The organism is Pseudomonas syringae (assembly GCF_021605415.1).
Classification (GTDB): Bacteria; Pseudomonadota; Gammaproteobacteria; order Pseudomonadales; family Pseudomonadaceae; genus Aquipseudomonas; species Aquipseudomonas syringae_S.
The window spans coordinates 69,148-81,981 of the sequence record NZ_WKEQ01000012.1 but is presented as its reverse complement, the minus strand read 5'-3'; the positions used below and the strand labels follow the sequence as shown (position 1 = coordinate 81,981).

At 59.0% G+C, this 12,834-nt stretch carries 13 protein-coding genes; 10 read left to right on the top strand and 3 right to left on the bottom strand.

All coding sequences use genetic code 11. The features are described 5' to 3' along the window. Nucleotides 1-65 precede the first annotated feature (65 nt). The 5 genes from GIW69_RS11125 to GIW69_RS11105 all read left to right on the top strand — a co-directional run bounded on the left by GIW69_RS11125 (nt 66) and on the right by GIW69_RS11105 (nt 4,775). Nucleotides 66-1,496 carry a coniferyl aldehyde dehydrogenase gene (locus GIW69_RS11125; RefSeq protein ID WP_236482468.1) on the top strand — a complete coding sequence of 477 codons (1,431 nt, stop codon included), beginning with the start codon at nt 66-68 and terminating at the stop codon, nt 1,494-1,496. A 28-nt stretch (nt 1,497-1,524) separates the two neighbouring features. Continuing rightward, a complete protein-coding gene (locus tag GIW69_RS11120) occupies nt 1,525-2,070 on the top strand; it encodes a twin-arginine translocation pathway signal protein (protein WP_236482466.1) in 546 nt (181 codons plus the stop codon). Nucleotides 2,071-2,165: 95 nt separating this feature from the next. Beyond that, the gene (locus GIW69_RS11115) at nt 2,166-3,761 is read left to right on the top strand and encodes a GMC family oxidoreductase (protein ID WP_236482464.1); all 1,596 of its coding nucleotides are present in this window, start codon (nt 2,166-2,168) and stop codon (nt 3,759-3,761) included. A 115-nt stretch (nt 3,762-3,876) separates the two neighbouring features. Then, a complete protein-coding gene (gene coaD / locus GIW69_RS11110) occupies nt 3,877-4,356 on the top strand; it encodes a pantetheine-phosphate adenylyltransferase (RefSeq protein WP_236482462.1) in 480 nt (159 codons plus the stop codon). 167 nt (nt 4,357-4,523) lie between these two features. Then, nucleotides 4,524-4,775 (top strand): YfhL family 4Fe-4S dicluster ferredoxin, encoded by a 252-nt coding sequence (locus GIW69_RS11105; RefSeq protein ID WP_236482459.1) that lies wholly within the window; start codon nt 4,524-4,526, stop codon nt 4,773-4,775. A gap of 133 nt (nt 4,776-4,908) precedes the next feature. Here GIW69_RS11105 and GIW69_RS11100 read toward each other — a convergent pair whose 3' ends face one another. The 3 genes from GIW69_RS11100 to GIW69_RS11090 form a co-directional block, all read right to left on the bottom strand. Next, a complete protein-coding gene (locus GIW69_RS11100) occupies nt 4,909-5,232 on the bottom strand; it encodes a multidrug transporter (protein WP_236482457.1) in 324 nt (107 codons plus the stop codon). Nucleotides 5,233-5,295: 63 nt separating this feature from the next. Beyond that, complete coding sequence (gene mutM, locus GIW69_RS11095) at nt 5,296-6,108, bottom strand: bifunctional DNA-formamidopyrimidine glycosylase/DNA-(apurinic or apyrimidinic site) lyase (RefSeq protein WP_236482456.1); 813 nt, start codon at nt 6,106-6,108, stop codon at nt 5,296-5,298. Nucleotides 6,109-6,131: 23 nt separating this feature from the next. Further along, a complete protein-coding gene (locus GIW69_RS11090) occupies nt 6,132-6,944 on the bottom strand; it encodes an HDOD domain-containing protein (protein WP_236482585.1) in 813 nt (270 codons plus the stop codon). 228 nt (nt 6,945-7,172) lie between these two features. On the opposite strand from GIW69_RS11090, the gene GIW69_RS11085 reads away from it, so the two are divergent. From GIW69_RS11085 to GIW69_RS11065, 5 genes are all read left to right on the top strand, one after another. Continuing rightward, the gene (locus GIW69_RS11085; protein WP_236482454.1) at nt 7,173-7,712 is read left to right on the top strand and encodes a type 1 glutamine amidotransferase domain-containing protein; all 540 of its coding nucleotides are present in this window, start codon (nt 7,173-7,175) and stop codon (nt 7,710-7,712) included. 153 nt (nt 7,713-7,865) lie between these two features. Further along, the gene (locus GIW69_RS11080; RefSeq protein ID WP_236482452.1) at nt 7,866-9,062 is read left to right on the top strand and encodes a class I SAM-dependent rRNA methyltransferase; all 1,197 of its coding nucleotides are present in this window, start codon (nt 7,866-7,868) and stop codon (nt 9,060-9,062) included. A 460-nt stretch (nt 9,063-9,522) separates the two neighbouring features. Continuing rightward, nucleotides 9,523-10,602, top strand: coding sequence for a SagB family peptide dehydrogenase (locus GIW69_RS11075; RefSeq protein ID WP_236482450.1), 1,080 nt, complete (start codon nt 9,523-9,525; stop codon nt 10,600-10,602). Further along, nucleotides 10,599-11,570, top strand: coding sequence for a diiron oxygenase (locus GIW69_RS11070; protein WP_236482448.1), 972 nt, complete (start codon nt 10,599-10,601; stop codon nt 11,568-11,570). The genes GIW69_RS11075 and GIW69_RS11070 overlap by 4 nt, the downstream gene beginning before the upstream one ends. Further along, a complete protein-coding gene (locus GIW69_RS11065) occupies nt 11,563-12,777 on the top strand; it encodes an MFS transporter (protein WP_236482446.1) in 1,215 nt (404 codons plus the stop codon). Before GIW69_RS11070 ends, GIW69_RS11065 begins: the two co-directional genes overlap by 8 nt. The last annotated feature ends 57 nt before the right edge of the window (nt 12,778-12,834 follow it).

Here is a 12,834-nt window from a genome sequence, read left to right as displayed (position 1 = left end):
CCGTTTGACTTTCTAGAGCATAGACTCTAGAAATAGCCTCATTACAATAAAATCCGGAGCCATTGATGACTGCCGACATTGCTTACCTGCAAACGCTGCAACAGCCTTTGGATGAGCTCCAAAGACTGTTCGATCAGCAACGGGCCGCGTATGCCGCCAACCCGATGCCGCCCGCCGCCCAGCGCCAGCAGTGGCTGAAGGCATTGCGCGATTTGCTGAGCAATGAGCGTCAGGCCTTGATCGACGCCATCAGTGCGGATTTCAGCCACCGCAGCGCCGACGAAACCCTGCTCGCGGAATTGATGCCCAGTCTGCACGGCATTCACTACGCCAGCCGTCATCTCAAGGGTTGGATGAAAGATTCGCGGCGCAAGGTCGGAGTGGCGTTTCAGCCCGCATCGGCCAAAGTGGTGTATCAGCCATTGGGCGTGGTGGGCGTCATCGTGCCGTGGAATTATCCGTTGTATCTGGCCATCGGGCCGCTGGTCGGCGCACTGGCGGCGGGCAATCGGGTGATGCTCAAACTCAGCGAATCGACTCCGGCCACCGGGCTGCTGCTCAAGGAACTGCTCGCGCGAATCTTCCCCGAAGACCTGGTCTGCGTAGTGCTCGGCGAGTCTGACATCGGCGTGGCGTTTTCGCGGCTGCGCTTCGACCATTTGCTGTTCACCGGCGCCACCAGCATCGGCAAACATGTGATGCGTGCGGCGGCGGAAAACCTGACGCCGGTGACCCTCGAACTGGGCGGCAAGTCCCCGGCCATCGTATCCCGCGACGTGCCGCTCAAGGACGCCGCCGAGCGCATCGCCTTCGGCAAAACCCTCAACGCCGGCCAGACCTGCGTCGCCCCGGATTATGTACTGGTGCCGGAAGATCGCGTCGGCGCATTTGTCGAAGCCTATCGTCAGGCCGTGCGCGGGTTTTATCCGACACTCACGGACAACCCGGACTACACCGCCATCATCAATGACCGACAGCAGGCGCGGCTCAATAATTACATCAGCGATGCCACCAGTAAGGGTGCGTTGCTGGTGCCGCTGTTCGACGAAACCCAGGGTCGGCGCATGCCCCACAGCGTGCTGTTGAATGTCAGCGAAGAGATGACGGTGATGCAGGACGAAATATTCGGGCCATTGTTGCCCGTCGTCCCTTACCGCGATCTGGAACAGGCATTTGCTTACATCAACAAGCGGCCACGTCCTCTGGCTCTTTACTACTTCGGCTACGACAAGCGCGAACAGCAACGCGTGCTCCACGAAACCCATTCCGGTGGCGTCTGCCTCAACGACACGCTGCTGCATGTTGCCCAGGACGACATGCCGTTTGGCGGCATCGGTGCATCAGGCATGGGCCATTACCACGGCCACGAAGGATTTCTCACCTTCAGCAAGGCCAAGGGCGTGCTGATCAAACAGCGCTTCAACGCGGCGAAGCTGATTTATCCGCCTTACGGAAAACCGTTTCAGAAGCTGATCCAGAAGCTGTTCATTCGCTAACGTTCGTCATCGCCGGGTAATAAAAACAATGCACCCAAGCCTGACCGAAACACCTGCGCTGTCGCGCCGTGGCCTGCTGAAATTCAGCCTCGGCGCGACGGCGTTCCTTGCCACCGCCGGGCTCGGCGCCAGCCTCAGCGGCTGTTCATCGAGCGTGTCCGCCAAGGGATTTGTCACCTTGCGTGACGGTGATCTGCTGTTTCTGCGTGCGCTGATTCCGGTGATGCTCGACGGCGCCGTGGCTGCCGGGAACATGCCCGCCGCCGTCGATGGCACCCTGAAATCCCTCGATGTCAGCCTCAATCACCTGTCGCCGGAAATGCTCAAACTCACCCGACAATTGTTCGACGTGCTGGGCATGGCCGTGACGCGCGGGCCGCTGACCGGAATCTGGGGCAGTTGGGAAAACGCCAGCCCTGAGGCCATGCGCCACTTCCTCGACCGCTGGGAAAACAGCTCGTTGAGCCTGTTGCGCATGGGCCACAGCTCCCTGCAACAAATGGTGATGATGGCCTGGTACACCCGCGCCGAATCCTGGGCCCATTGCGGCTACCCCGGCCCGCCGACAGTTTGAAAACCCCAACCCGACCCTGTAGGAGTGAGCCTGCTCGCGATGGGATCAGCCCAAACACCAAAAATCCGGCATATAACAAAAAGAGAGCCCGAACGATGCCCGTACCCGACCCATTCCGAGAAGGCCTCGCCCGTGGCTGGAAAACCTACAACGGCGCCCGACTGACCGACGACCTGACGCTGGAAACCGATGTGGCAATCATCGGCAGCGGTGCCGGCGGCGGCACCACAGCGGAAATTCTCAGCGCGGCGGGCTACAAAGTGCTGCTGATCGAAGAAGGCCCGCTCAAAACCAGCAGCGATTTCAAATTGCTCGAAGATCATGCCTACAGCAGTCTCTATCAGGAAGGCATCGGCCGCATGAGCAAGGATGGCGCGATCACCATCCTTCAGGGGCGCGCCGTTGGCGGCACCACGTTGATCAACTGGACCTCGAGTTTCCGCACCCCGGAGCCGACCCTCGAACACTGGGCCGCAGAACACAACGTCAAAGGTCACAGCGCCGCCGACATGGCGCCGTGGTTCGAAAAAATGGAACAGCGCCTCGGTGTCGCCCCGTGGTTGGTGCCGCCAAACGCCAACAACGACGTGATCCGCAAGGGCTGTGAACAACTCGGCTACAGCTGGCATGTGATTCCGCGCAACGTGCGCGGTTGCTGGAACCTCGGTTATTGCGGCATGGGCTGTCCGACCAATGCCAAGCAATCGATGATGGTCACGACCATCCCGGCGACCCTGGAACAGGGCGGCGAGTTGTTGTATCTGGCCCGCGCGGAGAAACTGCTGATCAGCGGCGACAAAATCTCGAGCCTGCAATGCGTGGCGATGGATGAGCGCTGCGTCGCGCCGACGGGCCGCACGATCACGGTGAAGGCGCGGCATTACGTGCTGGCAGGCGGCGGCATCAACAGCCCGGCGCTGCTGTTGCGCTCGGACGCGCCGGATCCGCATCAACGGGTGGGCAAACGCACGTTTCTGCACCTGGTGAACATGTCGGCCGCGCGCTTCGACGAAGTGATCAACCCGTTTTACGGCGCACCTCAGTCGATCTACTCCGATTATTTCCAGTGGCAAGACGGCGCCACTGGCCAGATGGGCTACAAACTTGAAGTGCCACCGCTGCACCCGGCGCTGGCCGCTACGTTGCTCGGCGGTTTCGGCCAGGAGAGCGCGCAACACATGGCGGATCTGCCCCACACTCACGCGATGTTGGCGTTGTTGCGGGACGGTTTTCACCCGGACAGTCCTGGTGGCAGCGTCGAATTGCGCGGCGACGGCTCGCCGGTGCTCGACTATCAAGTCTCGCCCTATGCCTGGGACGGATTGCGCCGGGCATTTCACAGCATGGCCGAGATTCAGTTCGCCGGCGGCGCCAAAGCCGTGATGCCGATGCACGCCGATGCCCGCTACGTGAACTCCCTCGCCGAGGCGCGCTCGCTGATCGACGGCTTGAGCCTTGAGTTGTATCGCACACGTCTGGGCAGCGCCCATGTGATGGGCGGTTGTGCGATGGGTGAAGACCCGAAAACCGCGGTGACAGACAGTCTGGGCCGGCATCATCAGCTCACCAACCTGTCGATCCACGACGGCTCTTTGTTCCCCACCAGCATTGGTGCCAATCCACAATTGTCGGTGTACGGTCTGACGGCGCAACTGACGAATTCTCTCGGCGAACGGTTAAGAAATCCCTAAAAAAACGGACCATTCCTATCGTCTATAGTGCTTTCTTACCCAACAGGCGACTTGGCCGACCGGGACGGCTGCGATACCATCCGACTCCCCAACGGACTCCCGCCAGGACGACGCGATGAACCGAGTGTTGTACCCAGGTACCTTCGACCCTATTACCAAGGGCCATGGCGATCTGGTCGAACGCGCCTCGCGCCTGTTCGATCACGTGATCATTGCCGTCGCCGCCAGCCCGAAGAAAAATCCGCTGTTCCCGCTGGAACAACGGGTGGCGCTGGCCCGCGAGGTCACCAAGCATTTGCCGAACGTGGAAGTGGTCGGTTTTTCGACGCTGCTGGCGCATTTCGCCAAAGAGCAGAATGCCAATGTGTTCCTGCGAGGCCTGCGCGCGGTGTCGGATTTCGAATATGAATTCCAGTTGGCCAACATGAACCGGCAACTGGCGCCGGACGTCGAGAGCCTGTTTCTCACGCCCTCCGAGCGTTATTCGTTCATTTCCTCGACGCTGGTGCGTGAAATCGCGGCCCTGGGCGGCGATATCAGCAAATTCGTCCACCCAGCCGTGGCCGAAGCCCTGACCCAGCGCTTCAAACGGTAGGAGTTGCCGTAGGCTCGGGCCGCGATCGGTCGATCTTTTGATCTTGATCTTCAAATAGCAGCCAAACCACCCTTGATCACCCTCGGCGTGCACTGCGCGCCCCAATGCGGCACAATTGCGCGCATTGATTTATAGCGCCCGGGCCTGCCGCCCCGGCTGGAGTGAGCATGTCCCTGATCATCACCGACGATTGCATCAACTGCGACGTCTGCGAACCCGAGTGCCCGAACGCCGCCATCTCCCAGGGCGAAGAGATCTACGTGATCGACCCGAACCTGTGCACCCAATGCGTCGGCCACTACGACGAACCGCAGTGCCAGCAGGTTTGCCCGGTGGATTGCATTCCGCTGGACGAAGCCCACCCGGAAACCGAAGAACAGCTGATGCAGAAGTACCGCCTGATCACCGGCAAGGCCTGAAATCTCTAGCGCCCGTTCCGACGCCATCGCTGGCAAGCCAGACTCCCACAGGTTTCGAGTTGAAACACAAATCGTGTGAGCGCCTGGTTTGCCAGCGATGAGGCATCAACATCGCAACAAAATCCCGATCAGTTCACTCGCGCTGCTCAAACCCTTCGCCAATACACCCCAGGCACCGCACAAACGCAGCCTTCGCCGGGTCCACCACCAGCGCCTGGCCCGCATCGCCAATACCGCCACCCAGCGCGGTAAACGGCAACGACACCACAAACGCTCCCGCACCAATCACCGTCGCCACCACCAGCAAAGGGCGTGCGATCAGCAAATCGCCGAGCATGGCGTAGGCCGGTGGGTTTTGAATCGTATAGCGAGGATCGCCGCTGCCGCTTTCCGCTGCCAGGGTTGGCAGGCTGGAACACAGCAGCAGTGCGAGTAACAGGACTTGCAGGGATTTCATGGCACGATCCTTCGGGCTGAGCAGTGAGATAACTCACTATAGACCGTCGGACTTTTCAGCCCCTTACGTCTGGCAACGTGGACACCAGACACTGGCACGCTGCCCCAGCTTCACTTCCCGCAAGCCGGTGCCGCAGACCTTGCAATGCTCGCCACCGCGCCCGTAAACGAACAGTTCCTGCTGAAAATACCCCGGCTGACCATCACCGCCGATGAAATCGCGCAAGGTGGTGCCGCCACGCTCGATGGCGGCGGCGAGGATGCGTTTGATCTCGATGGCCAGTTTCAGATAACGCCCCCGGGAAATCCCCCCAGCCTCGCGACGCGGGTCGATGCCGGCAGCGAACAGCGCTTCCGTCGCGTAGATATTGCCGACGCCGACCACCACCGCGTTATCCATGATGAACGGCTTGATCGCCATTGAACGGCCACGTGACAACTGGAACAGCCGCTCGCCATCGAACAGATCGGTCAACGGCTCCGGCCCGAGACGAATCAACAGTTCGTGATTGAGCGGGTCGGTGCTCCAGAGCATTGCGCCGAAACGACGCGGATCGGTGTAGCGCAGGGCTAGTCCCGATTCCAGCTCGATATCCACATGCTCATGCTTAAGGGCTGGCAACCCGGCCTCAACAAGACGCAAATTGCCCGACATGCCCAAATGGCTGATCAACGTCCCGACCTCGGCGTTGATCAGCAAATACTTGGCCCGCCGCTCCACCAAGACGATGCGCTGGCCGGAAAGCCGCACATCGAGGTCTTCCGGAATCGGCCAGCGCAAGCGCCGATCGCGCACGATCACCCGGCTGACACGCTGGCCTTCCAGGTGCGGGGCGATGCCCCGGCGGGTGGTTTCGACTTCTGGCAGTTCAGGCATGGGTTTCTCGAATCAGGTACGCATCAGTGAGCGCCGAGGTCGCGGATCGTTTGCTTCAGGGTTTCGAAATCGTAGTCCGACAGCCCCACGTAATCGAGGATCAGCGCCCCGATGCTGTTCCACTCGTGGTCTTCGGTCTGGTTGCCCAAAACCCGATAAGACGCGCAAATGTGCTCGGCCATTTTCAGGATCGCCAACAGGTTTTTCAGCTGACTGTTGCGCGACGTTTCATCGCTGAAAATCGCCAGGGCGTTGTGGTGATTGGCGATGGCCGCGCTGACATGCTCCGGCAGACGCCAGGACTTGGCAGTGTAATAACCGACCACGGCGTGGTTGGTGTTGAACACACTGTTTTCAGTGTCCACAACCCGGCAGGTGGCACTGGCACTTGCGTAGGCTTCTTCCAGCACCGACATGTAATTGGGAAACCGCTGCAACATCAACGGCACGCCGCAATCGTGGAACAGGCCGAGTGCATAAGCTTCATCACCAGCCTGGGTGCCGATGCGCTTGGCCAGTGTCAGGCAGGTCATCGCCACATCCTGGGCGGTGTCCCAGAAACGGTTAAGGGTGACGATGGTGTCATCATTCATCTCGCCCTTGATCGACTGCGCGTTGATCAGGTTGATGATCGAACGGCTGCCCAACAGGTTCACCGCACGCTGGATCGAAGTGATCTTGTTGCTCAAGCCGTAATACGGCGAGTTGACGATTTTCAGCAAGGCGCCGGACAGGCCGGGATCCTGGGAGATCAGCTTGGCGATCGTCTCCAGATCCGGATCGGGCATGTACTGCTCCATTTGCAGATCCACCATGATCTGCGGCTGCGCGGGCACACTGATGCCTTGCAGGGACTGTTGAATCTGTTCGGTGGTCAGCTCTTGGGACATAAGTACACACTCTGGGACAGGCGGCGATTCTAACCCGTCCGGTCAGTGATCTGACACACCGACGGGCGCACGGGAGGAACTTTCATTCAAGCTCAGGCTTCGGAATTGGTAATGCCGAGCGCATCAATTCGCACTCGAGCAACGACAAATTCCCACAGACTCAGGAGCTTATCGATGGCTACTTCCCTTCAAGGCAAACGCGTCGCCGTTTTGGTGACCGATGGTTTCGAACAAGCCGAACTCACCGGCCCGAAAGAAGCGCTGGAACAGGCCGGCGCGCAGGTCGACATCTTGTCGGCCGAAGCGGGACAGGTCAAAGGCTGGAACCATGACAAACCGGCGGATGATTTCAAGGTCGACCAGACCTTTCAGGCCAGCAGCATCGAGCAGTACGACGCGGTGGTGTTGCCCGGCGGCGTGCAGAACTCCGACACGATCCGGATCGATCAGGACGCCCAGCATCTGGTCAAAACCGCTGTTTCGGCCGGCAAGCCGATTGCGGTGATCTGCCATGGCGGCTGGTTGCTGATTTCTTCGGGACTGGTCAACGGCAAGACCATGACCAGTTACAAAACGCTCAAGGATGACTTGACCAACGCCGGCGCTCATTGGGTCGACCAGGAAGTGGTCAAGGACGGCAACCTGATCAGCAGCCGCCAGCCGGACGATATTCCGGCATTCAATCGTGAACTGATCAACTTGATGTCGGCGTAACCACCTTCGCGAGCAAGCTCGCTCCCACATTGAAACGCAACCCAATGTAGGAGCGAGCCTGCTCGCGAAAGCGTCATCAGCGTTTCATCGCCCTCCGAACCCTGCACAACCCTCAACACGCTATACTCCCGCTCTTTTTTCCGGAGCGACGTCATGTCCCTGCCTAGCCTGCGCCTCAAAGCCAACGCCGACCGACGCCTGCGAAACGGCCACTTGTGGGTCTACAGCAACGAAATCGACGTGGCCGCCACGCCATTGCACGGTTTCAAGGCCGGCGACCAGGCCATCCTCGAAGCCGCCGGCGGCAAACCGCTGGGCATCGTGGCGATGAGCCCGAACAACCTGATCTGCGCACGCTTGCTGTCGCGTGACATCAAGGTGCCGCTGGACAAATCGCTGCTGGTTCACCGCCTCAACGTGGCGCTGTCCCTGCGTGATCGTCTGTTCGACAAGCCGTTCTATCGTCTGGTCTACGGCGATTCCGACTTGCTGCCGGGCCTGGTGGTCGACCGTTTCGGTGACATTCTGGTGGTACAGATCGCTTCGGCGACCATGGAAGCCCACAAGGACGATGTGATTGCAGCGCTGACCCAAGTGCTCAAGCCGAGCGGCATCCTGTTCAAGAACGACTCCGCCGCTCGCGATGCCGAAGGCCTCAACCGTTACGTCGAAACCGTATTCGGCCTGGTGCCGGAATGGGTCGCACTGGAAGAAAACGGCGTGAAATTCGAAGCCCCGGTGATCCAGGGTCAGAAAACCGGCTGGTTCTACGATCACCGCATGAACCGCGCGCGTCTGGCGCCCTACGCCAAAGGCAAGCGTGTACTCGATCTCTACAGCTACATCGGCGGCTGGGGCGTGCAAGCCGCCACATTCGGCGCCAGTGAAGTGTTCTGCGTCGACGCCTCGGCGTTTGCCCTGGACGGCGTCGAGCGCAACGCCGCGCTGAACGGTGTCGCCGAAAAAATGACCTGCATCGAAGGCGACGTGTTCGAAGCCCTGAAAGAACTCAAGGCCAGCGAAGAGCGCTTCGACGTGATCGTGGCCGACCCTCCGGCGTTCATCAAACGCAAAAAAGACATGAAAAACGGTGAAGGCGCCTACCGTCGTCTGAACGAGCAAGCCATGCGTCTGCTCAACAAGGACGGCATCCTGTTCAGCGCCTCGTGCTCGATGCACCTGCCGGAAGACGACCTGCAAAACATCCTGCTGACCAGCGCCCGTCACCTGGATCGCAACATCCAGATGCTCGAGCGCGGCGGTCAGGGCCCGGATCACCCGGTGCACCCGGCCATCGCCGAAACCCGTTACATCAAGAGCATCACCTGTCGGCTTCTGCCAAACAGCTAAACGCTCGGAGCTCAAAGCTCGACTTGACGCTGCTATCAGACTTAACGGGGAGCCCACTGGGCTCCCCGTTTGCTTACACCCCTGCACGCCCCTTTCTCTAGTCGCCCGTCCTACACTTTCGTCCTACCGGCATGCAGGATGTTTCTGTTCGCCTCAGACTTTAATACATATAACTTACAACTCAAACTTCCCGACAAGATCACTCCGACAAATTACTGGAATATTCCTACTCAATTTCCTATTGCCAATATTCCATTACAAACTATTATCAAGTTGTCGCCACGAGGTGACTTTAACGAACCATTAATGAACAAGGAGTTCATGTCATGAAAACAATCATTCTGGAAAACAACACCCTCGCCAACCTGGCTTTTCTGGTTGCTCCTAAAGTCCGTTAAGTAAGTCCGGGCGCTGGAACACGCCGGCACTCCAGCGCCCTTGCCTGCCAGAGTGAATTGTCATGCACATCAATCCATACCTGTTCATATTGCCTCGTCCGCCCGGACAAATAATCTGGAATTATAAAGAACATACCCAACACGAACTTGATCTGAGTTATGCATCCAGACTGGCACAACTCATCAACAACCCAAATTCATTCAATAATAAAAACATAATAGATACAGATTTGCTGAGCGCAGGAATATTGACTGTTTCAAAAATAGAGAGCCCGCCATGGGGTTGGGATGAACTGTCGAAAATTTTCCATATCGGCACCCAAAATATTCCTTTCGAACATATACCGCGAAATATCCATGAGTGGTCCAGTCAATATCTGGAGCATTGCAACGATGTTTTGTCCACGGCTGCTCCTCACCATGCAAGACCGAAAACGCTGCGCGGTCGGCCTATCGCTCTGCCGCCTTCTTCAGCGCTGTGTCATGACGACCTGCTTTACGCCCTGACCCATCGCAAAACCTGTCGCTCGTTTACCGATGACGGCCTATCGCTCGAGGATCTCGGCACACTGCTTTATCTGTCGCTCGGCTACCTCCACGAACGCGCGCTGCAACCGGATGAGGGCGTTGCCCAAGGCCTTGGCGCACGCCGCTGCAGCCCTTCCGGCGGTGGACTGAATGCCTGTGACGGTTTTGTCTGGATTCGCAACGTCGAGGGCGTTACGCCTGGCATTTATGCCTATCTTCCCTCCAGCCACGCCATTAGCCGGGTCTGTCGACTGCCCGACACACCGCTCGGCCAGATCCTGAGCGGCCAGCATTTCATCAATAACCTGCCGCTGGGCCTGTTCATCACGGCACGATTCGACAAACTCTGGTGGAAATATAAACACTCACGGGCCTATCGGATGGCGCTTGTCGAGGCCGGGCATCTGTCACAAACCTTTCAACTGGTGGCCACTGCGCTGGGCTTGCACACCTGGCTGACGGGTGCATTCGCCGATGACCAGGTCGAACGCTTGCTCGTCCTCGAAGGCTCGTCCGAGCAGCCACTGTTTTTCGTCGGCTGCGGCGCCAGCGAGGGTCAGGCGATGTGTCAGGAGATCAAAGCCCTGTTGCACCGACAGGAGGCGCAACAATGACGATGCCGCTGCCAGACCCGGTCACCGCCTCGCGCCAGCATCAATACACGCTCGGTGACTGGAACAGCCGCGCCTCGGTGCGCACCAGCACCCATGATTACCGACTGCCGGACGATCTTGAGCAGCAACTGGAAACTCGACACTGGTTTCCGCCGACCTTCCTCCCTTATCTTGCGCATCCGGACATTCAGGTGGCTGGCCGGGAGCTGATCCACCGCCTCAGTGCCAATCACCTGGTGCATTTCCTCGACTACACCACCCTGCTCGAACACCGCATCGTCAATCGTGCCGTGGAAACCCTCGTCCACGGCGAATTGCCGGCCTACGTGCCTAAGCGCATGAAAACTGCCGCGCTCCAGCTGTATACGGACGAGGGTTACCACGCGCTGTTTTCCAACTCGCTTGCCGAGCAGATCGCCAGAATCCACGGCATCTCCGATCGTCCGGCCATGCCCCAGCGCATCATTCGACTTAATGCTCTGATCGAGCGTGTTCCCGAAAAGCACCGTTCACTGGGGTGGTTCTTGCTCGGCTTCGTGTCGGAAACGATCATCGCGCGGGAGCTGCTGGAAGTCTGTCGCGACAGCCTTGTGTCCTGCGTCAACGATATGTTGCGCGACCACCTCGCCGACGAAGCCCGCCACAGTCGCTACTTTGCCGAAGTCTTTCACTATTTGTGGCAGACCTTGAACAGCCATCAGCGCACGTTCGCAGCCAGAACGCTGTTGGAGATCCTCGGCATTTTCTTCGAAACCGATGAACGCTGGCTGAGGCAGAGCTTGCGCGGGGCTGGTATCGCCGAGGGCGTAGTCGCAGACGTTGTCGGCTCGATGGCAACGGTTGCGGCAAACCGTCTGCGTGCCCGCGCAGGTTCCGTCGCAACGTTGAATGCACTGAAAAAGGCCGGTTTTTTTACGTTGGCCCACAATAAAAAACTATTCGCCAAGGCAGGCCTGATAGATGACTAACGGATCGTCCGCTAGAACCGCTTCACGTCGTCGGGGAGCCGCCAGACTGTTATTCGCCATCACGTTGCTCGGCGTGTTTCCACTGGATGTCCTGCTCCCCTCGTTTGCGGCCATGGCCGAGCATTTTCAACGTACCCCGGCGGACATCGCGCTGTCGATCAGCCTGTTTGCCATCGGGATCGCCTTCAGCCAATTGCTCATCGGCCCGCTTTCCGATGTGATCGGACGCAAAGGCCTGCTCATATCGGGCATGGCCGTGGCCATGCTCGGCGCGATCGGGTGCGCCGTGACTGACGATTACACGCTCTTTCTCATCTTTCGGGTGATGCAGGCAACGGGCTGCGGTTGTTTCGTGCTGTCCCAGGCATTGCTGCAGGATCTGTTCGACAGTGAGGAGCGCAATCGTCTGCGCATTTTGCTGGTGACCGCCGGCGGCATCTTCATTTCGGTATCCCCCCTGGCCGGCAGCGTGTTGCAGGCAACGCTTGGCTGGCGAGCCAATTTCTGGGGGTTCGCCCTGCTGGCGGCACTGGTGATGTTTAGCGCCTGGCGGCTTCTGGAGAACACTCGACCGGCCCCTGGCGTCGCGAGCGTGAATTTCATCCAGTCCTACTGGCGGGTATTGAGTAATTCCGACTTCGTCAGCTGTTGGCTGATTTCAGCGTTCGCCTTCGCCTGCCACTTCTCTTTCATCGTGATTTCACCGCTGATCTTTATGGATCAACTGCAACTGCCAGCCTATGAGTTTTCGCTGATTTTGTTGCTATACGGTGTCGCCTACATCATCGGCGGTATCATCGCCACGGTGCTCAGCCGACGGATTGCGCCGGGGCGGCAGATTCTCGTTGGTCTGAGCCTGATCCTGCTTTCGGGCCTGTGCATGCTGTACCTGTCTGCCCATTTCACACTCGCCCCGGCCACGGTACTGCTGCCGATGTTGATCTGCACCGCCGGCACGACGATCAGCCGTCCTATCGTGACCTCGCGGGTCATGAACATGTTTCCGGACAACGCCGGCACCGCTGCGTCGGCCGGCACCTTGCTGATTTTCATCTGCGGCGGACTGATCAGCGCCTTGATCAGTCTGAGCACGGCCAACCTGCAATCGACCCTCGGCTACAGCTTTGTCCTGCTCAGCGGCATGGCATTACTGCTCAACAGACGGGTCAACCGTCGTGTTAAACGCCTCGACGTCATTCCCTCCTGACGCCAGCGGTGTAGAATCGCGCTATTCATCGCCATTCATCCCCCGGCGGGTTTATGA